This window comes from Klebsiella sp. BIGb0138 (assembly GCF_004342285.1).
Taxonomy (GTDB): Bacteria; Pseudomonadota; Gammaproteobacteria; order Enterobacterales; family Enterobacteriaceae; genus Klebsiella.
The window spans coordinates 179647-202431 of sequence record NZ_SMCV01000002.1 but is presented as its reverse complement, the minus strand read 5'-3'; the positions used below and the strand labels follow the sequence as shown (position 1 = coordinate 202431).

Annotated in this window: 22 protein-coding genes and 1 pseudogene; 8 read left to right on the top strand and 15 right to left on the bottom strand. The window is 56.7% G+C overall.

What is annotated here, in order from left to right; genetic code table 11:
• Window positions 1-392: 392 nt before the first annotated feature.
• The 6 genes and pseudogenes from lolC to EDF73_RS05385 all read left to right on the top strand — a co-directional run.
• A complete protein-coding gene (gene lolC / locus EDF73_RS05410) occupies window positions 393-1592 on the top strand; it encodes a lipoprotein-releasing ABC transporter permease subunit LolC (protein WP_132726798.1) in 1200 nt (399 codons plus the stop codon).
• Window positions 1585-2286: a lipoprotein-releasing ABC transporter ATP-binding protein LolD gene (gene lolD / locus EDF73_RS05405; protein WP_132726796.1), complete on the top strand. Its 702-nt coding sequence runs from the start codon at window positions 1585-1587 to the stop codon at window positions 2284-2286. Before lolC ends, lolD begins: the two co-directional genes overlap by 8 nt.
• Entirely contained in the window at window positions 2286-3530 is a 1245-nt protein-coding gene (lolE, locus tag EDF73_RS05400) for a lipoprotein-releasing ABC transporter permease subunit LolE (protein ID WP_132726793.1), read from the top strand. Before lolD ends, lolE begins: the two co-directional genes overlap by 1 nt.
• A gap of 46 nt (window positions 3531-3576) precedes the next feature.
• On the top strand, window positions 3577-4488 hold the full coding sequence (nagK, locus tag EDF73_RS05395) for an N-acetylglucosamine kinase (RefSeq protein ID WP_132726790.1): 912 nt from the start codon (window positions 3577-3579) through the stop codon (window positions 4486-4488).
• Between the two features lie 14 nt (window positions 4489-4502).
• Entirely contained in the window at window positions 4503-5327 is an 825-nt protein-coding gene (gene cobB / locus EDF73_RS05390) for a Sir2 family NAD+-dependent deacetylase (protein ID WP_132726787.1), read from the top strand.
• 546 nt (window positions 5328-5873) lie between these two features.
• A pseudogene (locus EDF73_RS05385) lies at window positions 5874-6146 on the top strand (long-chain fatty acid--CoA ligase); the annotation flags it as partial.
• 87 nt (window positions 6147-6233) lie between these two features.
• On the opposite strand, the gene potD reads toward EDF73_RS05385, so the two are convergent.
• The 4 genes from potD to potA are packed head-to-tail and all read right to left on the bottom strand — an operon-like array spanning window position 6234 to window position 10036.
• Entirely contained in the window at window positions 6234-7280 is a 1047-nt protein-coding gene (gene potD, locus EDF73_RS05380; protein ID WP_132726784.1) for a spermidine/putrescine ABC transporter substrate-binding protein PotD, read from the bottom strand.
• The gene (gene potC, locus EDF73_RS05375; RefSeq protein WP_132726781.1) at window positions 7277-8062 is read right to left on the bottom strand and encodes a spermidine/putrescine ABC transporter permease PotC; all 786 of its coding nucleotides are present in this window, start codon (window positions 8060-8062) and stop codon (window positions 7277-7279) included. The genes potD and potC overlap by 4 nt, the downstream gene beginning before the upstream one ends.
• The gene (gene potB / locus EDF73_RS05370) at window positions 8059-8916 is read right to left on the bottom strand and encodes a spermidine/putrescine ABC transporter permease PotB (protein ID WP_132726778.1); all 858 of its coding nucleotides are present in this window, start codon (window positions 8914-8916) and stop codon (window positions 8059-8061) included. The genes potC and potB overlap by 4 nt, the downstream gene beginning before the upstream one ends.
• Entirely contained in the window at window positions 8900-10036 is a 1137-nt protein-coding gene (gene potA / locus EDF73_RS05365; protein WP_132726775.1) for a spermidine/putrescine ABC transporter ATP-binding protein PotA, read from the bottom strand. Before potA ends, potB begins: the two co-directional genes overlap by 17 nt.
• Before the next feature lie 255 nt (window positions 10037-10291).
• On the opposite strand from potA, the gene pepT reads away from it, so the two are divergent.
• Window positions 10292-11521, top strand: a complete 1230-nt coding sequence (gene pepT / locus EDF73_RS05360; RefSeq protein ID WP_132726773.1) for a peptidase T — start codon at window positions 10292-10294, stop codon at window positions 11519-11521.
• A gap of 118 nt (window positions 11522-11639) precedes the next feature.
• Here pepT and EDF73_RS05355 read toward each other — a convergent pair whose 3' ends face one another.
• From EDF73_RS05355 to rluE, 9 genes are all read right to left on the bottom strand, one after another.
• On the bottom strand, window positions 11640-12761 hold the full coding sequence (locus tag EDF73_RS05355) for a cupin domain-containing protein (RefSeq protein ID WP_132726770.1): 1122 nt from the start codon (window positions 12759-12761) through the stop codon (window positions 11640-11642).
• A gap of 122 nt (window positions 12762-12883) precedes the next feature.
• On the bottom strand, window positions 12884-14350 hold the full coding sequence (phoQ, locus tag EDF73_RS05350) for a two-component system sensor histidine kinase PhoQ (RefSeq protein WP_132726767.1): 1467 nt from the start codon (window positions 14348-14350) through the stop codon (window positions 12884-12886).
• Complete coding sequence (phoP, locus tag EDF73_RS05345) at window positions 14347-15021, bottom strand: two-component system response regulator PhoP (RefSeq protein ID WP_132726764.1); 675 nt, start codon at window positions 15019-15021, stop codon at window positions 14347-14349. The genes phoQ and phoP overlap by 4 nt, the downstream gene beginning before the upstream one ends.
• Window positions 15022-15547: 526 nt before the next feature.
• Window positions 15548-16918 carry an adenylosuccinate lyase gene (gene purB / locus EDF73_RS05340; RefSeq protein ID WP_132726760.1) on the bottom strand — a complete coding sequence of 457 codons (1371 nt, stop codon included), beginning with the start codon at window positions 16916-16918 and terminating at the stop codon, window positions 15548-15550.
• A gap of 3 nt (window positions 16919-16921) precedes the next feature.
• Window positions 16922-17563 carry a high frequency lysogenization protein HflD gene (hflD, locus tag EDF73_RS05335; RefSeq protein WP_004860640.1) on the bottom strand — a complete coding sequence of 214 codons (642 nt, stop codon included), beginning with the start codon at window positions 17561-17563 and terminating at the stop codon, window positions 16922-16924.
• 60 nt (window positions 17564-17623) lie between these two features.
• Window positions 17624-18730: a tRNA 2-thiouridine(34) synthase MnmA gene (gene mnmA, locus EDF73_RS05330; protein WP_165905651.1), complete on the bottom strand. Its 1107-nt coding sequence runs from the start codon at window positions 18728-18730 to the stop codon at window positions 17624-17626.
• Between the two features lie 56 nt (window positions 18731-18786).
• Window positions 18787-19245, bottom strand: coding sequence for an NUDIX hydrolase (locus EDF73_RS05325; protein ID WP_132726754.1), 459 nt, complete (start codon window positions 19243-19245; stop codon window positions 18787-18789).
• Window positions 19246-19256: 11 nt separating this feature from the next.
• Window positions 19257-19586 carry a hypothetical protein gene (locus EDF73_RS05320; protein ID WP_132726751.1) on the bottom strand — a complete coding sequence of 110 codons (330 nt, stop codon included), beginning with the start codon at window positions 19584-19586 and terminating at the stop codon, window positions 19257-19259.
• Window positions 19583-20218, bottom strand: coding sequence for a 23S rRNA pseudouridine(2457) synthase RluE (gene rluE, locus EDF73_RS05315; protein ID WP_132726748.1), 636 nt, complete (start codon window positions 20216-20218; stop codon window positions 19583-19585). Before rluE ends, EDF73_RS05320 begins: the two co-directional genes overlap by 4 nt.
• 264 nt (window positions 20219-20482) lie before the next feature.
• On the opposite strand from rluE, the gene icd reads away from it, so the two are divergent.
• Window positions 20483-21733 carry an NADP-dependent isocitrate dehydrogenase gene (gene icd, locus EDF73_RS05310; protein ID WP_132726746.1) on the top strand — a complete coding sequence of 417 codons (1251 nt, stop codon included), beginning with the start codon at window positions 20483-20485 and terminating at the stop codon, window positions 21731-21733.
• Between the two features lie 151 nt (window positions 21734-21884).
• Here the strand turns inward: icd and EDF73_RS05305 are convergent, their stop codons facing one another.
• Window positions 21885-22130 (bottom strand): YmjA family protein, encoded by a 246-nt coding sequence (locus tag EDF73_RS05305; protein WP_132726743.1) that lies wholly within the window; start codon window positions 22128-22130, stop codon window positions 21885-21887.
• 79 nt (window positions 22131-22209) lie between these two features.
• Window positions 22210-22692, bottom strand: coding sequence for a cold shock domain-containing protein (locus EDF73_RS05300; RefSeq protein ID WP_132726740.1), 483 nt, complete (start codon window positions 22690-22692; stop codon window positions 22210-22212).
• Between the last annotated feature and the right edge of the window lie 93 nt (window positions 22693-22785).

The following is a 22785-nucleotide window of genomic DNA, read 5'->3' as shown; positions in this document are numbered from 1 at the left end:
TTTTATTTGCCATTTGCGCCGGGCGTGTTGAAACGTCCTTCGTACGGCGTGTCGCTGCCGGAATCGAAGCGTTGCCCGCGCCAAACTGGCTGCAACAATGTACGCCTACTAAATAGGCTCCGGGTGATTCGCTCTACGATATAGGGGCAAATCGCTGATATTCAATGTCGATGATTATCCGCGATTGGCCAGAATTCGCCAACCGCAATGACGGCGGGATGTGCCGTCACGGCGAAAGATTCTGATAGATAAGCGCCGGTGAATTAAATATCTAATTGATTTATATTTACTTTTTTACCCCTTCGCGACAAAAACTTACCGTTTCAGTGATTTACGCGTTGTGCTATGCCATATATACTCGTGCATCGGCTATCAGCAACCAGATGGATTACATGTATCAACCTGCCGCACTCTTTATCGGCCTTCGCTACATGCGCGGGCGCGCAGCCGACCGCTTCGGTCGTTTCGTTTCCTGGCTTTCCACCATCGGCATTACGCTTGGCGTGATGGCGCTGGTCACCGTGCTTTCGGTCATGAACGGCTTCGAGCGTGAGCTGCAGAACAACATCCTGGGGCTGATGCCGCAGGCCATTCTTAGCGCCCAGCAGGGCTCGGTTAACCCGCAGCAGCTGCCGGAAAGCGCCGTCAAACTGCAGGGGGTCACCCGGGTCGCGCCCTTAACCACCGGGGATGTGGTACTGCAAAGCGCCCGTAGCGTGGCGGTCGGCGTGATGCTGGGGATCGATCCGGCGCAAAAAGATCCGCTGACGCCGTTCCTTGTCAATGTCAAACAAAGCGATCTGCAGGCCGGGAAATATAATGTCATTCTTGGCGAGCAGCTGGCCGGCCAGCTAGGGGTCAATCGCGGGGATCGGATCCGCGTGATGGTGCCTTCCGCCAGCCAGTTCACGCCGATGGGCCGCGTGCCCAGCCAACGTCTGTTTAACGTCATCGGCACCTTTGCCGCCAATAGCGAAGTGGACGGCTATCAGATGCTGACCAATATCGATGACGCTTCGCGCCTGATGCGCTATCCGCTGGGCAACATTACCGGCTGGCGTCTGTGGCTCAATCAGCCGCTGCAGGTCGATACCCTCAGCCAGCAGGCCCTGCCGCAGGGCACGAAGTGGCAGGACTGGCGCGAGCGTAAAGGCGAGCTGTTCCAGGCCGTGCGCATGGAAAAAAATATGATGGGTCTGCTGCTGAGTCTGATCATCGCCGTTGCCGCGTTTAACATCATCACTTCCCTGGGGATGATGGTGATGGAAAAACAGGGCGAGGTGGCGATTCTGCAAACCCTGGGGCTGACGCCGCGGCAGATTATGCTGGTGTTTATGGTGCAGGGGGCCAGCGCCGGGATAGTCGGCGCGCTGCTTGGCACCGGGCTCGGCGTGCTGCTCGCCAGCCAGTTAAATAATTTAATGCCGATTATCGGCGCGTTCCTTGACGGCGCCGCGCTGCCGGTCGCGATCGAACCGCTACAGGTGACAATTATCGCGCTGGTGGCGATGGTGCTGGCATTGTTGTCAACGTTGTATCCTTCCTGGCGCGCTGCCGCCACTCAACCCGCTGAGGCTTTACGTTATGAATAAGATCCTGCTGCAATGCGACAATCTGTGCAAACGCTATCAGGAAGGCAACGTGCAAACGGACGTGTTGCACAATGTCAGCTTCAGCATTGAAGAAGGGGAGATGATGGCGATTGTCGGGACGTCAGGTTCCGGTAAAAGTACGCTGCTGCATCTGCTCGGTGGCCTGGACACGCCGACTTCCGGCGAGGTGATCTTCTCCGGGCAGTCGATGAGCAAGCTTTCGGCCGCCGCCCGCGCCGACCTGCGCAACCGTGAGCTGGGGTTCATCTACCAGTTCCACCACCTGCTGCCCGATTTTAGCGCCCTCGAAAACGTGGCGATGCCGCTGCTGATTGGCAAACAGAAAGCCTCGGACATTGAGCGTCAGGCGAAAGCGATGCTGCATGCGGTGGGACTTGAACACCGCAGCAACCATCGCCCGTCAGAACTTTCCGGCGGTGAGCGGCAGCGCGTGGCGATTGCCCGCGCGCTGGTGAACAAGCCGCGTCTGGTGCTGGCGGATGAGCCGACCGGTAACCTTGATGCCCGCAATGCCGACAGTATTTTCCAGCTGCTGGGGGAACTGAACGTTGCCCAGCGTACCGCCTTCCTGGTGGTCACCCACGATCTGCAGCTGGCACAACGGCTGAACCGCCAGCTGGAGATGCGTGATGGTCACCTGAACGCGGAACTGACCCTGATGGGGGCCAGGTAATGACTTCTCCGTTATCGTTATTGATTGCCCTGCGCTTTAGCCGCGGGCGGCGACGCGGCGGCATGGTGTCGCTGATTTCGGTGATCTCGACAATCGGCATTGCGCTCGGGGTGGCGGTGTTAATCGTCGGCCTCAGCGCGATGAACGGTTTCGAACGCGAGCTGAATAACCGCATCCTGGCGGTGGTTCCACATGGCGAAATCGAGCCGGTCAAGCAGCCGTGGAACAACTGGAATGAGGCGCTGGCGAAGGTTGAAAAGGTGAAAGGCATTGTTGCCGCCGCGCCTTATATTAACTTTACCGGTCTGGTGGAAAGCGGCAGCAATATGCGGGCGATTCAGGTGAAAGGGGTCGATCCGCAGCAGGAGAGCCGCCTGAGCTCGCTCCCTGACTTTGTGCAGAATAATGCCTGGGCCGGCTTTAAAGCAGGCGAGCAGCAGGTCATTCTGGGGAAAGGGGTGGCGGACGCCCTGCACGTGAAGCAGGGCGACTGGGTTTCCATCATGATCCCCAATTCCGATGCCGAACATCAGCTCCTGCAGCCGAAGCGCGTCAGGCTGCATGTGAGCGGGATTTTGCAGCTGAGCGGCCAGCTCGATCACAGTTTTGCCATGATCCCGATGGTTGATGCCCAACAGTATCTCGATATGGGTAGCAGCGTGACCGGGATTGCGATTAAAGTCACCGATGTATTCCACGCCAACACGCTGGTGCGCGATGCGGGCGAGGTGACCAACAGCTACGTTTATATTAAGAGCTGGATCGGCACTTACGGGTATATGTATCGTGATATTCAGATGATCCGCGCCATCATGTACCTCGCGATGGTGCTGGTGATCGGCGTGGCCTGCTTTAACATCGTCTCCACGCTGGTGATGGCGGTGAAAGATAAGAGCGGCGATATCGCGGTGCTGCGGACCCTGGGGGCGAAAGATGGCCTGATCCGCGCGATTTTCGTCTGGTATGGCTTACTTGCCGGTTCGGTCGGTAGCCTGATCGGGGTGGTGATTGGCGTGGTGTGCGCGCTGAACCTGACCGCTATCATTAACGGCCTCGAATATCTGATTGGGCACAAATTCCTATCCGGCGACATCTATTTTATTGACTTCCTGCCGTCTGAACTGCACTGGCTGGATGTTATTTATGTGCTGGTGACGGCACTGTTGCTGAGTTTGCTGGCCAGCTGGTATCCCGCCCGCCGCGCCAGCCGCATTGACCCGGCGAGGGTGCTGAGTGGCCAGTAATTTATCGTCATAACCGGCTTTACCGGTTAACAAGAGGAATTGCTGAATGTACTACGGATTTGACATCGGCGGCAGCAAGATCGCGCTGGGCGTGTTTGATACCGAACGGCGACTACGGTGGGAAAAACGCGTCGCCACGCCGAAAGAGAGCTATGAAACGTTTCTGCAGGCGGTCGAGGCGCTGGTGCTTGAAGCGGATAGCCGCTTTGACGGCCAGGGAACGGTGGGGATAGGCATTCCGGGAATGCCGGAGACGGCGGACGGCACGCTGTATGCCGCCAACGTTCCCGCCGCCAGCGGCCGACCGCTACGCGCCGACCTGAGCGCCCGCCTGGGACGCGAAGTCCGTCTGGATAACGACGCCAACTGTTTTGTCCTCTCCGAAGCGTGGGACGATGAATTTACGCAATATCCGCTGGTGATGGGGCTGATTCTCGGCACCGGCGTCGGCGGGGGGCTTGTGCTTAACGGTAAATCGATTACCGGGCATAGCTATATTACCGGTGAGTTTGGTCATATCCGCCTGCCGGTGGATGCGCTGGAGGTGGTGGGGCGTGATTTCCCGCTTACCCGCTGCGGCTGCGGCCAACTGGGCTGCATTGAAAACTATCTCTCCGGCCGCGGCTTCGCCTGGCTGTATCAACATTTTTATCAACACGCCTTAACCTCCCCTGACATTGTCGCGCTGTGGCAGCAGAATGACGCGCGGGCGCGTGAGCACGTCGAACGCTATCTCGATCTGCTGGCGGTGTGCCTGGGGAATATTTTAACCATTGTTGACCCGGATCTGCTGGTGCTTGGCGGAGGATTGTCTAACTTTACTGCCATAAGCGAAGGGCTGGCGCAGCGCCTGCCGCGACATTTACTCCCGGTTGCCCGGGTGCCGCGCATTGAGCGCGCGCGTCACGGCGATGCCGGAGGGATGCGCGGTGCGGCCTTCCTTCATTTGACTCATTAATCACAGGGGTAGCTATGTTGTCGCGCCGCTTACATCGATTGAGCCGTTTTCGCCGCAATAAACGCCGCTTGCGTGAACGTCTGCGCCAGCGGATTTTCTTTAAAGAGGATAGGGTGGCTCCGCAAACGATGGAAAAACCAAGGGTAGTGGTGCTGACCGGCGCGGGTATTTCGGCAGAGTCCGGGATCAAAACCTTCCGCGCCGCCGATGGGCTGTGGGAAGAACATCGGGTTGAAGACGTGGCGACGCCGGAAGGTTTCGCACGCGATCCCGCGCTGGTGCAGGCGTTTTATAACGCCCGCCGCCGCCAGCTGCAGGGGCCGGACATCGCGCCCAATGCGGCGCATCAGGCGCTGGCGCGGCTGGAAGAGATATTGGGCGATCGCTTTCTGCTGGTGACGCAGAATATCGACAACCTGCACGAGCGGGCGGGGAACCGCCGGGTGATTCATATGCACGGCGAACTGCTGAAGGTGCGCTGTGCGTGGAGCGGGCAGGTGCTGGAATGGACCGGCGACGTCACGGTGGATGATAAGTGCCATTGCTGTCAGTTCCCGTCGCCGTTACGCCCGCACGTGGTCTGGTTTGGTGAGATGCCGCTGGGCATGGATGACATCTACAGCGCCCTCGCCGAGGCCGATATTTTTATCGCTATTGGCACCTCGGGGCATGTCTATCCGGCGGCGGGCTTTGTGCACGAGGCTCGTCTGCAGGGGGCCCACACGGTGGAGTTAAACCTTGAACCCAGCCAGGTGGGAAGCGAATTTGCCGAGAAACACTACGGTCCGGCAAGCCAGGTGGTCCCGGCGTTCATCGACCAGCTGTTAAAAGATCTCTGATCGCTTAACGCCGCGTTTTTTACTGCTGACGCCGACCAGCGCCGGAGGGCCGCCCGCGGGGGCGATCCGACGTTGTTCGGCCTGCGGGCCCAACCGCGTTTTACCGGCCACGGCGCCGGTCCCGTCTCTGCGGCTTTTCTGCAGCCAGCTGGCTGGTAAAAGCTATCTGCCATCACATTCCGTGCCAGAAGGCGCCGATTGTTGTGCGTGAGCGCAAAAAATTGCCCCTCTTTTTTGGTCGATTGCCCGACTTGCTGCCAGATTTAGGGATAGTTCATTTCAGACACCCTGCTATCAGCCAGTCGCGGAGTATCAGTCATGCATCAACCGATGATGTATCAGGATTTAACCACCCGGGCGTTAATCGAACACGCCGCGCGCTATCATCGCGATACGGAGATTGTCTCGGTCGCAACATCAGGGGAAAAGGAGTCCAGCAGCTGGGGGCAGGTAGCTGAAAATGCGCGGCGTCTGGCGTCGGCCATGACCCGGTTGGCGATCCCCGCGGGAGCCCGCTGTGGCACCCTGGCGTGGAATAACCGCCGCCATCCGGCGATCCGCAGCGCGGCGGCGATTGCGGCGCGCCATCGGCGCTGGGACGAGCGTCCGGTGCTGCTGTGCGTCCGGGAGGAGGGCGGTGAAATCGAAGAAGCGGAGCTGCTGGCCTGGTATCAGGAGCGGGTGCCGAAATGGCAGCTCCCTGACCGGATCCTGTTCATTGATAGTTTACCGGTCAGCGCGACCGGCAAGGTGCTGAAGAACCGGCTGCGCGCCGAATTTGGCCAGATTTTGCTGGGCGACGGGGGAGAGGCGGGCTGAATCGCACGACGTTAGTGCCGTACCTTATGCCCCCTGCGCCAGCGGCAATCAGTCAAAAAGGGCGGAGCGAAGCTCCGCCTGAAAGGATTAACGTCCGGCTTTCAGCTTCTGGTAATACTCTTCATACAGGGCGCTGGCGCTACCGACATCGTTTTGCCATTCGCCTTGCCCGATGGTTTCGGCATCCGGATAGAGCGACTTATCGTTGGCGACTTCCGGGCTTAACATCTTGCGCGCGGTGAGGTTTGGCGTCGGGTAGCCGATGGTCTCAGCTACCTGTTTTGCCACTTCGGGGCGCAGGAGGAAGTTAATTAGCTTCAGCGCACCGTCGACGTTTTTAGCATTCGCCGGAATGGCCAGACTATCCATCCAGAAGATGCCCCCCTCTTTCGGCCATACCACTTCCAGCGGGGTGCCGGACTGCCGGGCGACCCAGGCAGAACCGTTCCACACCATCCCGAGGTTCACTTCGCCTTCCATATACGGGTTCGCCGGGTTATCGGAGTTGAATGCGGCGACGTTAGGCATCAATTTTTTCAGCTCGTTGTAGGCCGCTTCAATCTCTTTCGGGTCGGTGGTGTTGCCGGAATAGCCCAGTTTGCGTAATGCAATCTGGAACACTTCCCGCGCATCGTCGGTCAGCAGCAGGCTGCTTTTATATTCCGGCTTCCACAGGTCGGCCCAGCGGGTGACGGTTTTCGGATCGATCGCCTCGCTATTGACGCCAATCGCCGTGGCTCCCCAGATATAGGGAATCGAATAATCGTTGCCGGGATCGAACGGTTTGTTCAGCATCTGCGGATCGAGGTTGCTGAAGTTCGTCAGCTTGCTTTTATCGATCTTCTGCAACATCCCTTCTTTACGCATCTTATCGACGAAATAGGTGGACGGGACCACCAGATCGTAGGCGCCGTCTTTGTAGGTTTTGAGTTTGGCGTACATGGTTTCATTCGACTCGTAAGTGGAATAGATAACCTTGATGCCGGTCTCTTTGGTGAACTGCTCCAGCAGGCCCGGCGGCACATACTCGGTCCAGTTATAGAAATAGAGCGTTTTGCTGTCGTCCGCATGCGCGGCGCTGATACCCACTGCCAGAGCGCCCGCTGCGAGCAGGTGGCGTGACCATTTTTTCATTTTAACGTCCCCTGAGTTTTATCACGTGCAATCAACTGACTGGCGATGACCATCACCAGCGACAGAACTAACAGAATGGTCGCCAGGGCGTTCACTTCCGGCGATACCCCCACTTTGACCATCGAATAGATCTTCAGCGGCAGGATCTCGTAACCGGGACCGGTCACGAACGACGAGACCACCACATCATCCATCGACAGCGTAAAGCTCAGCAGCCATCCGGCGGCGACCGCCGGCAGCGCCAGCGGCAGAATAATTTTCCGCAGAATCGTCAGCTCGCCGGCGCCAAGATCTTTCGCCGCTTCCAGCATCCGCACGTCGAACCCTTTGAGGCGCGAATAGACCGTCACCACCACGAAGGGCAGGCAGAAGGTTATGTGCGAAAACAGCAGCGACCAGAACCCCAGCTGAATGCCGATCAGCATAAACAGTACCAGCAGGGAAATTGCCATCACGATATCCGGCGACATCATCACGACGAACAGCATTCCGCTAACGAACGGCTTACCGCGAAAACGATAGCGGTAGAGGGCCACGGCGGTCAGCGAGCCGATCAGGGTCGCAAAGGTCGCCGACAGCACCGCCATGGTCAGCGAGTGCTGCGCCGCCTGCAGCAGGCTATCGTTGTTCATTAACAGGCCATACCATTTACCGGTAAAACCCTGCCAGTTAATACCGAAACGCGAACTGTTAAACGAGTTAACGATCAGAATAATAATCGGAATGTAGAGATAAGCGTAAATGGCGGTCATAAAGCCGCCGCGCAGCAGTCGACCGATCATTCGAGCTCCACCTTCTTGTTCAATAACCGCGCCGCGCGCCAGTAAATCAGCAGCATCAGGCCCATCACCAGCGTCAGCGTAATGCTGGTCGCAGCGCCAAACGGCCAGTCGCGGATATTCAGGAACTGGCTCTTAATCACGTTACCGATCAACAGGTTTTTCGCCCCGCCCATCAGGTCAGAGACGTAGAACAGGCCCATTGCCGGGAGCATCACCAGCAGGCAGCCGGCGATAATGCCCGGCATGGTCAGCGGAAGAATGATGCGGACAAAGGTTTGCAGCTTGCTGGCGCCGAGATCTTTTGCCGCTTCCAGCAGCGGGCGATCGAGCTTCTCAATGCTGGAGTACAGCGGCATGACCATAAACGGCAGCAAGATATAGACCAGGCCGATAATCACCGCCGACGGGGTATACATGATGCGCAGCGGCGTATCGATAATCCCCAGCCACAGCAGACACTCATTGAGATAGCCTTTGGTGCTGAGGAAGATTTTCAATCCGTAGATGCGGATCAGTGAGTTGGTCCAGAACGGAACGATCAGCAGAAACAGCAGCAACGGCCGCACCTTCTCCGGCAGCCGGGCCAGAAACCAGGCGAAGGGGTAGCCGAGCGCCAGGCAGGCGAGAGTTGCCAGCAGCGCCATATTCAGCGAGTGCAGCAGTACATCGTAATAGAGCGGATCCAGCAGACGCGCGTAGTTATCCAGCGTAAAGACCATTTTGACGAAACTGGCGTCGTCGCGGGTCAAAAAGCTGGTGCCGATGATCATCAGGTTGGGCAGAAACACGAATAGCACAAGCCAACCCACGATGGTGGCGATCACCCCATTCTGGAATTTACTTGTGTTCTTCATCAGCCAGCACAACCTCCCAGCTTTCTACCCAGTTAATCGCCATCTTCTGGTCCAGCGGGTGGTCAAAATCGGGGTCGTCTTCATTAAAGAATTCGCTGACCATCACCATTTTGCCGTTTTCCAGCTCGACCACCGATTCCAGGGTCATACCTTTATAGTTGCGTTCGCGGATATAGCCGATCAGGCCATCGGCATCGCTGCTGTCGTGGACCTCATCGACGCGCAGATCTTCCGGACGCAGCATAACGTTCAGCCGCTGCCCCGGAGCGACCGGGAAATTCACATAGATATTGCATTCGCGGCCTTCGACGCGGGCGCGAACGCGCTGCTCGTCAAGACGCTCAATCACCGTGGCGCTGAAAATGTTGATCTCGCCAATAAAACTGGCGACGAACAGGTTTTTGGGTTCTTCGTAGATTTCGCGCGGGGTGCCGTCCTGCTCAATTTTGCCATCGCGCATTACCACAATACGGTCAGACATGGTCAGGGCCTCTTCCTGATCGTGGGTGACGAAAACAAAGGTGATGCCGAGTTTGCGCTGCAGCGCTTTCAGCTCGTTTTGCATCTGTTTACGCAGCTTGTAATCCAGCGCCGACAGCGATTCATCCAGCAACAGCAGACGCGGTTTATTGACCACCGCCCGGGCGATAGCGACGCGCTGCTGCTGGCCGCCTGACAGCTGATGCGGCTTACGCTGGGCAAACTCCTCCAACTGGACCATGCGCAGGGCATCGAGGACGCGCGGGGTGATTTCCGCCGCCGGGGTTTTCTGCATACGCAGACCGAAGGCGACGTTTTCGAACACGCTCATGTGGGGAAACAGGGCGTAGCTTTGAAAGACGGTGTTGACGTGGCGGTTTTCCGCCGGAACATGGGTGATATCGTGGTCTTCGAGATGAATTTGCCCGCTGTCGACATTTTCCAGCCCGGCGATAAGACGAAGAACGGTGGTTTTACCGCAGCCAGAGGGGCCAAGCAGGGTGAGAAACTCACCGTTGTTGATGGTCAGATTAAGATCGGCGATGACCGTTTTACCATCAAAGCTTTTGCGAATTCCCGCCAGTTGTACCAGCGGCGAAAGCGAACGCGGTTGTATATTCAATTTTTGACTCTGTCCCATGTAGACGCAGCGGAGGACTGACCGGTGCGGGGTTTGTGGTTAACCACCTTCGGGTTGCACATAATTAATAAGGGCCAGCATTCTACGGCAAACGCTTACGATCGCCAATCCTTGTTGTATAGAGATACATAACCTTTACAACATTACGCTAGTTTATGGATTAAATTCTTATTTGCCGGGTTAAAAATGACCTGACGCAATATTTGTCTTTTCGGGCTTATGAATAATGTTGTCACAAAAGAAGAGGGTGGCTACATGGATAAATTGCTTGAGCGTTTTTTACAGTACGTTTCTTTCGACACGCAGTCGAAACCAGGCGTGCGTCAGGTTCCTGGTACGGAAGGGCAGTGGAAGCTGTTACGCGTGCTGCAGGCGCAGCTGAAAGAAATGGGTCTGGTTAACGTGACGCTAAGTGACAAAGGAACGCTGATGGCAACCCTGCCGGCAAACGTCGCCGGCGATATTCCGGCCATTGGCTTCATTTCCCACGTCGACACCGCGCCTGATTTCAGCGGTAAGAACGTTAATCCGCAAATCGTGGAAAACTACCGCGGCGGCGATATCGCCCTCGGGATCGGCGATGAGGTACTTTCGCCGGTGATGTTCCCGGTGCTGCATCAGCTGCTGGGGCAAACCTTGATTACCACTGACGGTAAAACCCTGCTGGGCGCCGATGACAAGGCGGGTGTTGCCGAGATCATGACCGCGCTGGCGACGCTGCAGGCGAAAAATATTCCTCATGGTGATATCCGCGTCGCCTTCACCCCGGACGAAGAGGTGGGGAAAGGGGCGAAATATTTCGACGTCGCCGCCTTTGATGCCCGCTGGGCCTACACCGTTGACGGCGGTGGCGTGGGGGAACTGGAGTTCGAAAACTTCAACGCGGCGTCGGTGACTATCAAGATCGTAGGGAATAATGTCCATCCGGGCACGGCTAAAGGGGTGATGGTAAATGCGCTCTCGCTGGCGGCGCGCATTCATGCCGAAGTGCCCGCCGATGAAGCCCCGGAAACCACCGCCGGCTATGAAGGGTTTTACCATCTGACGAGTATAAAAGGGACGGTCGACCGCGCCGAGATGCATTACATCATCCGCGATTTTGAGCGCAAACAGTTTGAAGCCCGCAAACGCAAAATGATGGAGATTGCTAAAAAGGTGGGTAAGGGGCTGCACCCGGATTGCTATATTGAGCTGGCCATTGAGGACAGTTACTACAATATGCATGAAAAAGTGATGGCGCATCCGCACGTGGTGGAGATTGCCCGCCAGGCGATGGTGGATTGCGATATTGCGCCGCAGATGAAGCCGATTCGCGGCGGTACCGACGGAGCCCAGCTTTCCTTTATGGGGTTGCCGTGCCCGAACCTGTTTACCGGCGGGTATAACTATCATGGCAAACATGAGTTCATCACTCTGGAAGGGATGGAGAAGGCGGTACAGGTCATTGTGCGCATTGCCGAGCTGACGGCGCAGCGCGGTGGCTGAGAGATTTCCCGGGTGGCGCTACGTTTGTGCGGGCTACATAACGGCATTAAAGCAGTCGGATAGCGCTGTACCTGTAGCCCGGCTAAGGCGCAGCGCGCCGCAAGCCGGGGGGCGGAGGTTAGTCTTCGAAGAACCAGTAGCCGCTGTTAACCAGCGCGGCCAGCATCGCGAGGAACGACGGGTCTTCCAGCGCATCGCCGAAATGATCTGCGTTCAGCGACAGATGCGTTGCCAGGGCGTCCAGAGCCGGGCGATGCGGCGAGTTAATCTGCTCGCCGTTGACGAACACTTCGCCGTCAATACGCAGCACGCGCAGCCCGCCAAGGCGTACCAGCTTGTCACCCTGTTGCAGGGCGTCGTAAATCTCATCGGGCTGATACGGCGGCTCCGCCGGGGCGACGTCCAGCTCATGCCGGGACTGGGTAATAAACTCGCCAAACCATTGCTTAAAATGTTCTGGCTGGTTAATTAGCCCCAGCATCATGTCCCGCAGACGATCCAGCTCAACCGGTAATATATCCGCCGGATGGTCGCGCGCAGGTACGTCCGGATCGGCATAGCGCTGGCTGCCCAGTTCACGCTGCAGAATATAATCGGCAAAGCCGCTGAACAGCTCACGGGCGTTCGGCGAACGATAGCCCACCGAATAGTTCAGCGAGTTTTCCAGCGAATAGCCCTCATGCGGGAAACCCGGCGGAATATAGAGAATGTCGCCCGGTTCCATCTCTTCGTCGATAATGGCCTCGAACGGATCGACCTGCAGCAGGTCCGGGTGCGGACAGTGCTGTTTCATCGGCACTTTTTCACCTACGCGCCAGCGGCGGCGACCGGTACCCTGGATGATAAAGACGTCGTACTGATCGAGATGAGGCCCCACGCCGCCGCCGGGCACAGAGAAGGAGATCATCAGATCGTCAATACGCCAGTCCGGCAGGGCGCGGAAGGGGCGCATCAGCGCCGCCGTCGGCTCATGCCAGTTATTGACCGCCTGTACCAGCAGCGACCAGTTGTTCTCGCTCAGGTGATCGTAGCTTTCAAACGGACCGTGGCTGACCTGCCATTTTCCGTCCTGATGGCTGACCAGGCGGCTGTCGACTTCACTTTCCATCGCCAGCCCGGCCAGTTCGTCCGGGCTAATGGGATCGACGAAATTGGCGAAGCCGCGCTTCAGTACCACCGGGCGTTTTTGCCAGTAGCGTTCGATAAAGTCAGGCCAGTTAAGCGTTAATTGATAATCCATTTTTTTTATTCCACAGCAGGTGTCTGTTTGGGATTATACACGTCATCCTTCAAACTGCCTCTTTGTTGGCGGTGATTGTGCTCCCCGCTCACAAGTTGCCGCTTGCTATGGGAACGGCTCGCTTAGCTTTCCGCATCATCCGGCAGCTGGTGGCCAAAAATCACCTCCATACAGGCTCCGCCAAGCAGGCTATCTCCGGTGAGGATATCGCCATCGTACTGCTCGACGATATCCCGTGCGACGGCCAGCCCCACCCCCTGACCGGGACGTAGCGTATCGGCACGTTGCCCGCGGTCAAACACGGCGCTACGCTGGCTGCGGGGAATGCCTGGACCGTCATCTTCCACCAGAATATGCAGATGATTGTCGTTGCTCTGGCGCACGGAAACTTCGACAAACTCCAGACAATATTTACAGGCGTTATCCAGCACGTTACCCATCACTTCCATAAAATCATTCTGCTCGCCGACAAAACTGATTTCCGGCGAGATATCGAGGGTGATGTTAACCCCTTTGCGCTGATAAACCTTGTTCAGCGCCGACGTTAGCTTGTCGAGCAGCGGAGCGATCGGGTGCAGCTCGCGGCTCAGCAGGGTTCCGCCGCCGCGCATGCTGGCGCGGTGCAGATAGTAGCCGATTTGCTGTGAGATGCGGCTGATCTGTTCGAGCATCACCGGCTCCGCCTCATTGACGCCAATCTTCTCGCTGCGCAAGGAGCGTAGCGTGCTTTGCAGCACCGCCAGCGGCGTTTTCAGGCTATGAGTGAGATCGGTCAGCGTGGTGCGGTACTTGTCATAGCGTTCACGCTCGCTTTTCAGCAGCCGGTTGAGATTGCTGACCAGCCGCGTCAGTTCGCGGGTGGTGTCCGGATTGAGCATTTCACGATGGTGCTCCTCCAGCTCGCGAACCTCTTTCGCCAGCGATTCAATAGGACGCAGGCTCCACCATGCCGCGACCCACAGCAGCGGAATCACCAGCAGCAGATTGGCGACCAGCACGTAAACAAACCAGCTCCAGACCATGTAGGAACGTTTAAGCTCGACCGGAATGGTGTCGACCACCACGATACTCAGCTGCGGCATCTTATCGGTTGCCGGATAGATATTGATCGCCACCGAGTGGGTCATTTCCGAACCGTCGTCCTGCTGGCGGAGGGCATCGAGCTCCTCCTGTACCTGGTGGTTATTGCGCAGCAGCATGCTGCTGCTGCCGACGTCGGACTCGATCTCGTGAAAGCCGTTGCTTTTCAGCCATTCGGGTTGAATGCGTTTTGCCAGCCACGCGACATCGTGCTGCATCCACAGCAGTTTGCCTTTGGCATCGTAAATCAGCGTGACCGTCGGGCTCTGCATGTTGAGATTTTCAGGAATATCGACGTCAATGCGGTTGTTTTCCCACTTCGCCAGCATATAGAACAGGTTGCTCTCGCCGCGCAGCAGGCGGAATGTCGTTTTATCAAAGCTGACGCTGTAGCCGACTAACGCCACCATGCCGTAGGCCAGCGAAAGCACCAGCACCACGGCAGCCGTCGCCAGCAGAAAGCGAACGCGCAGGGAAAGCGGCAAAATATGCCGTAGCGGACCTTTCATCCGCGCAGTTCAAAGAGATAGCCCTGGCCGCGCACCGTAGTAATGACGTCATGCGGATGTTGGGACTGGATTTTTTTCCGCAGTCGCCCCATCAGCACGTCAATAGTGTGGCTCTCGCGCAGCTCGGCATCGGGATACAGCTGTAGCATCAGCGAATCTTTACTGACCACTTTGCCGCGGTTGCGGATCAGCGTTTCCATAATGGTGTATTCAAACGCCGTCAGCTTAATCGGCCGATCGTTGATCGACAGCTCGCGGCGCGATAAATCGACCTGGAAAGGGGGAAGGGAGATCACCTGCGATGCCAGACCGCTGTTACGACGCAGCAGCGCCTGCATTCGGGCGGCGACCTCTTCAATGTGGAACGGCTTGGTGACGTAATCGTCCGCCCCGGCGCTCAGCACTTCGACTTTATCCTGCCAGCCCTCGCGCGCGGTCAGCACCAGCACCGGAACCGAGACCTCGTGGCTACGCCAGCGGCGAATAAGTGACAGGCCATCTTCATCAGGCAGGCCCAGATCGACAATGGCGATATCCGGCACGTGTTCGCCCAGGTAATAATCCGCTTCCCTGGCGTCTTCTGCGGCATCGACCTGGTGGCCTAACTCCTGGAGCTGAACTTTCAGGTGATGGCGCAGTAAAGCGTTATCCTCAACGACGAGTACGCGCATGCCTTTTCTCCCTTTCATTTTCGTTTTGAGTAGTGTAGCGCTGATTATCTATACTGAGTTTAAACAGCTGTTAATGAACGGCTTTCTTTGTCACTCAGCCAGCCGCCCCATTTCGGTCATCCTTTCATTCGACAACAAAAAAGGGATGCCTGCGGTGGGGATATATTGGCAAGTTTAGCCCCACGTTGCCAGCCATACGAGCGCCCGGCCGAATAAACCATCGAAGATGCGCCTGGCGTCAGGGATGAGACGGAATATGTGCCAGCGCTTTTGGTTGACCCTGGCAACGTGTTTTACCTGCGTATTTTGCCCCTTCGTAGCGGCTTAAGAACCGGCCAAACCGAGACTGCGTGAAAAAAGATGGCATGGAAATGACGCCAGAACGCCAGGCGGCGCTGGAGTGGACGAGGCTATGCGGATAGCCCATAGGGCATTGGCGATGCGAAGTCGGCGATGGTCAGCGTCAGTCTCGCCGTTGATGGCGGTAAGTAACCCTCTTTCCGGGGGAAAGAGGGTCGGGAGAGGCTTACTTCAGTTCGTCAACCAGGGTGGCCGCGCGGCCGATGTAGTTGGCCGGGGTCATCGCTTTGAGACGAACTTTTTCGTCTTCCGGCAGCGGCAGGCTGTCGATGAACTGCTGCATACCTTCGGCATCAACGCGCTTACCGCGGGTCAGCTCTTTCAGCTTCTCGTACGGTTTTTCGATGCCGTAGCGGCGCATCACGGTCTGAATCGGCTCCGCCAGCACTTCCCAGTTATGGTCCAGTTCGTCCAGCAGACGATCGCCATTCAGCTCCAGTTTGCTGACGCCTTTAAGGGTGGACTGGTATGCGATCAGCGCATAGCCAATACCCACGCCGAGGTTACGCAGGACGGTTGAGTCCGTCAGGTCGCGTTGCCAGCGGGAGACCGGCAGTTTGCTGGCGAGGTGCTGCATCACGGCGTTGGCCAGGCCCAGGTTGCCTTCGGAGTTCTCGAAGTCGATCGGGTTAACCTTATGCGGCATGGTGGAAGAACCGATTTCACCGGCGATGGTTTTCTGCTTGAAGTGGTTAAGCGCGATATAACCCCAGACGTCGCGATCGAAATCGATCAGGATGGTGTTGAAGCGCGCGATGCAGTCGAACAGCTCGGCGATGTAATCATGCGGCTCAATCTGCGTGGTGTACGGGTTCCACTGGATCCCCAGCGAGGTGACGAACTCTTCGCTGAACTGATGCCAGTCCACTTCCGGGTACGCGGCGATGTGGGCGTTATAGTTGCCGACCGCGCCGTTGATTTTGCCCAGAATTTCCACCTGGTTCAGCTGGCGATACTGACGCTCCATGCGATAAGCGACGTTTGCCATCTCTTTACCCATCGTCGACGGCGTCGCCGGCTGGCCGTGAGTACGGGACAGCAGCGGAACGTCGCGATACTGAATCGCCAGCGCTTTCACCGCGTCAATCAGCTGGCGCCAGTAAGGCAGCACCACTTCATCACGTGCGGTTTTCAGCATCAGGGCGTGGGAGAGGTTGTTGATATCCTCGGAGGTGCAGGCAAAGTGAATGAACTCGGAGACCGCGTGCAGTTCGGCGATATCGACCACTTTTTCCTTGAGGAAATATTCTACCGCTTTCACATCGTGGTTGGTGGTGCGCTCGATGGTTTTGATGCGCTGCGCATCTTCAACGCTGAAGTCAGCAACGATTTTATCAAGGAAACCGTTTGCGTCGGCAGCAAAAGCAGGAACTTCCTTGATCGCTGCGTGCGCGGCTAATTTCTGCAGCCAACGTACTTCAACCTGTACACGGAATTTCAGCAAACCGAATTCGCTGAAAATACCGCGCAGCGCGCTGACTTTATCGCCGTAGCGTCCATCGACAGGGGAAACGGCGGTCAGTGAGGATAATTCCATAGATCACAACTCCGGGGTTAAATGAGCAAGAATTTGTTTGGCCTGGTTAACCAGACGATTACGAGAAAACATGAGCTGCATCCGCCCGCCGCCTACCTGGTGCCAGAGCACGGCGGCGCGAATGCCTGCCAGCAGCGAGGCGCGCACTTTCGCCTGTACCTGCGGGCTTTGCAACACGGCGGGGGAGCCGGTTACCTGAATACGCGGGCCCAGCGGACTGATGACGTCAACGTAGATCCCCGCCATGGCGCTGAGCAGCGTTTCTGATTGCAGATCGAAATGCTCCAGCTGACGACGCAGGCCGGCGATGCGGTTACCGAGGGTATCCATCGCCCCTTTGCTGCCGTCAAGCTTACGTTCCAGCACCATCAGACTTAAAGTGTAGCGGGTCAGCTCGGCGTTGAGGCCCTGACGACTGCCGCTATTGAGCACGCCGAGCAGCGTTTCCAGCCCGAGGCGAAGATTGGCTTCACTGCCACCGAACACCGCCAGCGTTGAATCCGGGTTGAGATCGATGATGCTGTTCAGCGAAACGTGCAGGGCGTCGCTATCGCAATGTCCCTGATGCGCCAGTTGCTGAACCAGACGGGCGGCCTGGCAAATACCTGCCAGCGCCAACGTGATGTCATAATAATTCTTCGCCACACATACTCCTTGTAGACCGCCGGCGATGGGCTGAGCCGCGCCGGCGGTAAAAACCGTCTGTCAGGACTGCAGCGGCAGGCGCTGTTCGATGACGCCGCCGCCGAGACACACTTCGCCGCTATAGAAGACCGCTGACTGGCCCGGCGTAACCGCCGCGACCGGTTCATCAAAGATGACTTCGATACGCTCATCATCCAGGGCATTCACGGTGCATGGGATATCGGTCTGGCGATAGCGGGTTTTCACCGTACAACGCAGGGTGCCTGTCACCGGCTCGCGATCGACCCAATGCAGCTGCTGAGCAATCAGGCCCGCGGACATCAGACGCGGGTGATCGTGGCCTTGAGCCACAACCAGGATATTGTTTTCGACGTCTTTATCGACAACGTACCATGGGTCTTCACTTCCTTCTTTGGTCCCGCCGATGCCGAGGCCCTTGCGTTGACCAAGGGTATGGTACATCAGGCCCTGATGCTCGCCGATGTCGTCGCCGTCGACGGTGACAATTTTGCCAGGCTGAGCCGGGAGGTAGCGGCCAAGGAACTCGCGGAATTTGCGTTCACCGATAAAGCAGATACCGGTGGAATCTTTTTTCCTGGCGGTGATAAGGTCCAGCTCTTCGGCAATTTTGCGCACCTGCGGCTTTTCCAGCTCGCCAACCGGGAACAGGCTTTGGGCGATCTGCTCATGGCCGAGGGTGTACAGGAAGTAGCTCTGATCTTTATTGCCATCCAGGCCGCGCAGCAGCCGGCTCTTACCGTCAACGTCGGCACGGCGCACGTAGTGGCCGGTGGCGATATAGTCAGCGCCGAGATCTTCGGCGGCAAATTCGAGGAAGGCCTTAAATTTGATCTCTTTGTTGCACAGAATATCCGGGTTCGGCGTGCGCCCGGCTTTATATTCCGCCAGGAACAGTTCAAACACGTTGTCCCAGTATTCTGCGGCAAAGTTAACGGTGTGAAGCTCAATCCCGAGCTTATCGCAGACGGCTTGCGCGTCGGCGAGGTCGGCAGCGGCGGTGCAGTATTCCTCACCGTCGTCTTCCTCCCAGTTCTTCATGAACAGGCCTTCTACCTTATAGCCTTGCTGAAGCAGCAACCAGGCAGAAACAGAGGAATCGACGCCGCCGGACATGCCGACGATCACTTTTTTTTGGCTTTCTGACATTGGAATATTCACCACATTGAACTTCAAGGCGGCATATTCTAGCACGCACTAGCGGCTCAGGCACCCCCCTGGTGCGGCCAGTTGAACGCACCGATCAACGACAGCGGATAACGTGAGTCCTGTTGGTAGCTGCGGATACTCTCGGCAACCAGTTGCGAACGCAGGTTCGGGGCATTGAGGATCTCATCGGCGGTCAGCCACAGGCAGCGATCGATATCGCTGTCGTGCGGTTGTGTGGCGCACATATCGTTAAGTTCAATGGCGAACAGGAAACGTAAAAACGGCGTCTGGTCCGGGGCGATCCACTGATGCAGGCGGATAAAGTGCTGCGGCGTGGCGCGGATGCCGGTCTCTTCCCACAGTTCGCGCTCTGCGGCCTCGACCAACGTTTCATCCGCTTCCAGGTGGCCCGCGGGCTGGTTCCACAGCGCTTTGCCGTTAATGGTTTCCTCAACGACCAGAAATTTGCCTTTCGCCTGTACCACGCAGGCGACGGTGACGTGTGGTTTAAACATAGGCATCCTTATTAAAGCGGCTTATTTATGTGGGCGTACATCGCATCCAGCTGTTTCAGACGCTGGTCATAGGCGGTTGTCAGGCAGGATACGTTCCCGCCGCACTGCTGGCGTTTCTTGAGCCAGCTTTGCTGCGCGTCCTGAATGGCGCCGCGACCGCCCATGGCGAGCAGTCCTTGCAGAAACTGGTATTTGGTGGCCATTTCAACATCTTTATCGTTTAGCGAAAGATGGGCGCAAATGGCCTTTTCATCCGCCGCGCGGGCCTTCTGGCAATCAAAGCTCGCCGCGCCGGCGGCGAGTGGGATAAGCAGCGCGAGGGTCAAGAGCAGGGGCTTCATGGCTTATTCTCCTGCGGGATCTCCCGCCATTGGCCGTTGTTGAGGCCGTCCAGCGTATAGCCGCCCATGGCGTAACGGATCAGGCGCAGCGTGGGGTAGCCCACGTGCGCGGTCATGCGCCGTACCTGACGGTTGCGGCCTTCGTAAAGGGTGATTTTCAGCCAGCTGGTGGGAATCGCTTTTCGCTCGCGGACAGGCGGATGGCGCGGCCATAGCCAGTCGGGTTCCGCCACCCGTTCAACCCCGGCGGGCAGGGTGGGGCCATCGTTGAGGGTGATACCGTCACGCAGCGCGGCCAGCGCCTCCGACGTGGGTTCGCCTTCGACCTGCACGTAGTAAATCTTGCCGGTACGCTTACCCGGTTGGGTGAGTTTCGCCTGCAGCGCGCCATCGTTGGTCAGCACCAGTAATCCTTCGCTATCGCGATCCAGGCGACCCGCCGCGTAGACGCCGGCAACCGTAATAAAATCTTTCAGCGTGCGGCGCCCGGCTTCGTCAGTAAATTGCGGCAACACATCATAGGGTTTATTGAACAAGATCACGCGTTTTGGCCGGTGTTCTTTGCGTTGTCTGGCGACTTGTTGTGAGCTGAATCGCTCAACGCGATGTTTTCTAAATGAAGTTTTGTGCATGGTATTTTCAGATCATGGCAATTGCCGCATTATAGCCTAATTACGAATGCCTTTCATGGACGCAAACATTCAGGTAGTATTGACATGCTCATCACAATTTTTTAACAAAAATATTGCTCAAACTGATTCGCGCTACTAGAAGGCGGCACGGACGCGAATCTCCGGTTAACGGGATGACCCGGTGGCGGGAGTGGGCGGATAAAGCCAACGCTCGGTTAGTGTGAAAAGGAAGAGCAGAACCAGAAGCGCTCGAAGGAGAGGTTAATGGAAAGCAAAGTAGTAGTTCCGGCGGAAGGTCAAAAAATCACCCTGCAAGATGGCAAACTGAACGTCCCTAATAACCCGATCATCCCGTTTATCGAGGGTGATGGTATCGGTGTTGACGTGACCCCAGCGATGCTGAAAGTGGTGGATGCCGCCGTTGAGAAAGCCTATAAAGGCGAGCGTAAAATTTCCTGGATGGAAATTTACACCGGCGAAAAATCGACCCAGGTTTACGGTCAGGACGTCTGGCTGCCAGCCGAAACGCTTGATCTGATTCGTGACTATCGTGTTGCTATCAAAGGCCCTCTGACGACGCCAGTTGGCGGCGGCATCCGTTCTCTGAACGTTGCGCTGCGCCAGGAACTGGACCTCTATGTCTGCCTGCGTCCGGTGCGTTACTACCAGGGTACCCCGAGCCCGGTTAAACACCCTGAACTGACCGATATGGTTATCTTCCGTGAAAACTCCGAAGATATCTATGCGGGTATCGAGTGGAAAGCGGACTCTGCGGATGCAGAAAAAGTGATCAAATTCCTGCGTGATGAGATGGGCGTGAAGAAAATTCGCTTCCCGGAACATTGCGGTATCGGCATCAAGCCGTGCTCTGAAGAAGGCACCAAACGCCTGGTTCGCGCGGCTATCGAATACGTGATCACCAACGATCGCGATTCGCTGACCCTGGTACACAAAGGCAACATCATGAAGTTCACCGAAGGCGCGTTTAAAGACTGGGGTTACCAGCTGATTCGCGAAGAGTTCGGCGGCGAACTGATTGACGGCGGCCCGTGGCAGAAGATCAAGAACCCGAACACCGGTAAAGAGATCATCATCAAAGACGTTATCGCTGACGCCTTCCTGCAGCAAATTCTGCTGCGTCCGGCGGAATATGACGTTATTGCCTGTATGAACCTGAACGGCGACTACATCTCTGACGCCCTGGCGGCGCAGGTTGGCGGCATCGGTATTGCTCCGGGCGCTAACATCGGTGACGAATGTGCGCTGTTTGAAGCGACCCACGGTACCGCACCGAAATATGCCGGACAGGACAAAGTGAACCCAGGTTCCATTATCCTTTCCGCCGAGATGATGCTGCGCCACATGCAGTGGTTCGAAGCCGCAGACCTGATCGTTAAAGGCATGGAAGGCGCTATCGCCGCCAAGACCGTGACCTATGACTTTGAACGTCTGATGGAAGGCGCTAAACTGCTGAAATGTAGCGAGTTTGGCGACGCGATCATCGAAAACATGTAATCAGCGATCGCTGATTAACTACAAACGGGAGCCGATCGGTTCCCGTTTTTTTCGCCGACGTTGTTCGCCAGCATGCTGCTCGCGAAACCGTACTCAGGCCTGGCCGCGGCACCGCTTCCCACGCTATTCTGCGCGGTATCCAAAACAGGAACTACTCATTGCCCCATTGATTCAGAAACGTCGCTATCTCATCAATACGTCGCGCGTCGATCCCGGCCTCAAGGGCCATTTCTTGCTGCGCATCTTCACTGATTTCCTCGTTATTCATTAAACGGGTAATCAGCAGCTGAAAATAGCGCGCCAGGGGGGAACGTTCTGACTCGCTCACCGGCTCTGCGGCTTCCGTCGCATACTCATCGGCAATATCATAATATTTCAGCGGTACTTCATTATTCATTCGTCATCTCCAGGATTCAGGTTTACGTCAGTTTGCCGGCGGGGGAAGGACATATATACGGCGCGCTGCCCGCATGATTTCAGACTTTGAGCAGTTTTACCGTAGCATCGATGTCTATCTCATCTTCCGAGAAGATTAACGTCGTTCCCTGGAAGGTAGTGATCGCCAGTTTTTTCAACGAACGCATTTCACCCGGCTGAGCAGCAGCTTTCGGCTTGATGCTACTCATCAGTATGCCGACAGACAGCACCGCATTTTCTTTATCAATGCGGGCGTTGGCAGGCACCTCTTCGCGGTAAACCAGGTAAGACTTGATTGACGTGAGCTTAAGGCGCTCGCCCGCGATATAGATATATTTGCTTTCCGGTATCACTTTTACAGCGTAGGCAGACAAGCCTTTGTTATTGGTAGTGGGCTCGAAAGTCACCGCCGCCTCTTTCTTAATCAGCTCAGGGTTGGCAACCTTAATCACATGAAAATAACGGTTATCCCCATTTTCATCTTTGATAAATCCAAAACCTTTATCTTTAAACCACGTTGTGATCGTTCCGTTCATCGCCATTACCGCCTGGTTAATCGTTTATCTACTCAGTTTTTTGCAGCGCGCAGTGTAAAGCACAATGCCTGCGCAGACTACGTCTTTGGCTTAAGTCTG

Coding starts and splice junctions, on each gene's coding strand:
- icd (WP_132726746.1), top strand. CDS start 20,483: ATGGAAAGCAAAGTAGTAGTTCCGGCGGAAGGTCAAAAAATCACCCTG.
- potA (WP_132726775.1), bottom strand. CDS start 10,036: ATGGGACAGAGTCAAAAATTGAATATACAACCGCGTTCGCTTTCGCCG.
- cobB (WP_132726787.1), top strand. CDS start 4,503: ATGTTGTCGCGCCGCTTACATCGATTGAGCCGTTTTCGCCGCAATAAA.
- EDF73_RS05355 (WP_132726770.1), bottom strand. CDS start 12,761: ATGGATTATCAATTAACGCTTAACTGGCCTGACTTTATCGAACGCTAC.
- nagK (WP_132726790.1), top strand. CDS start 3,577: ATGTACTACGGATTTGACATCGGCGGCAGCAAGATCGCGCTGGGCGTG.
- purB (WP_132726760.1), bottom strand. CDS start 16,918: ATGGAATTATCCTCACTGACCGCCGTTTCCCCTGTCGATGGACGCTAC.
- EDF73_RS05305 (WP_132726743.1), bottom strand. CDS start 22,130: ATGAATAATGAAGTACCGCTGAAATATTATGATATTGCCGATGAGTAT.
- rluE (WP_132726748.1), bottom strand. CDS start 20,218: ATGCACAAAACTTCATTTAGAAAACATCGCGTTGAGCGATTCAGCTCA.
- lolE (WP_132726793.1), top strand. CDS start 2,286: ATGACTTCTCCGTTATCGTTATTGATTGCCCTGCGCTTTAGCCGCGGG.
- EDF73_RS05300 (WP_132726740.1), bottom strand. CDS start 22,692: ATGGCGATGAACGGAACGATCACAACGTGGTTTAAAGATAAAGGTTTT.
- phoQ (WP_132726767.1), bottom strand. CDS start 14,350: ATGAAAGGTCCGCTACGGCATATTTTGCCGCTTTCCCTGCGCGTTCGC.
- EDF73_RS05325 (WP_132726754.1), bottom strand. CDS start 19,245: ATGTTTAAACCACACGTCACCGTCGCCTGCGTGGTACAGGCGAAAGGC.
- phoP (WP_132726764.1), bottom strand. CDS start 15,021: ATGCGCGTACTCGTCGTTGAGGATAACGCTTTACTGCGCCATCACCTG.
- mnmA (WP_165905651.1), bottom strand. CDS start 18,730: ATGTCAGAAAGCCAAAAAAAAGTGATCGTCGGCATGTCCGGCGGCGTC.
- pepT (WP_132726773.1), top strand. CDS start 10,292: ATGGATAAATTGCTTGAGCGTTTTTTACAGTACGTTTCTTTCGACACG.
- lolD (WP_132726796.1), top strand. CDS start 1,585: ATGAATAAGATCCTGCTGCAATGCGACAATCTGTGCAAACGCTATCAG.
- potC (WP_132726781.1), bottom strand. CDS start 8,062: ATGATCGGTCGACTGCTGCGCGGCGGCTTTATGACCGCCATTTACGCT.
- lolC (WP_132726798.1), top strand. CDS start 393: ATGTATCAACCTGCCGCACTCTTTATCGGCCTTCGCTACATGCGCGGG.
- EDF73_RS05320 (WP_132726751.1), bottom strand. CDS start 19,586: ATGAAGCCCCTGCTCTTGACCCTCGCGCTGCTTATCCCACTCGCCGCC.
- potB (WP_132726778.1), bottom strand. CDS start 8,916: ATGAAGAACACAAGTAAATTCCAGAATGGGGTGATCGCCACCATCGTG.
- potD (WP_132726784.1), bottom strand. CDS start 7,280: ATGAAAAAATGGTCACGCCACCTGCTCGCAGCGGGCGCTCTGGCAGTG.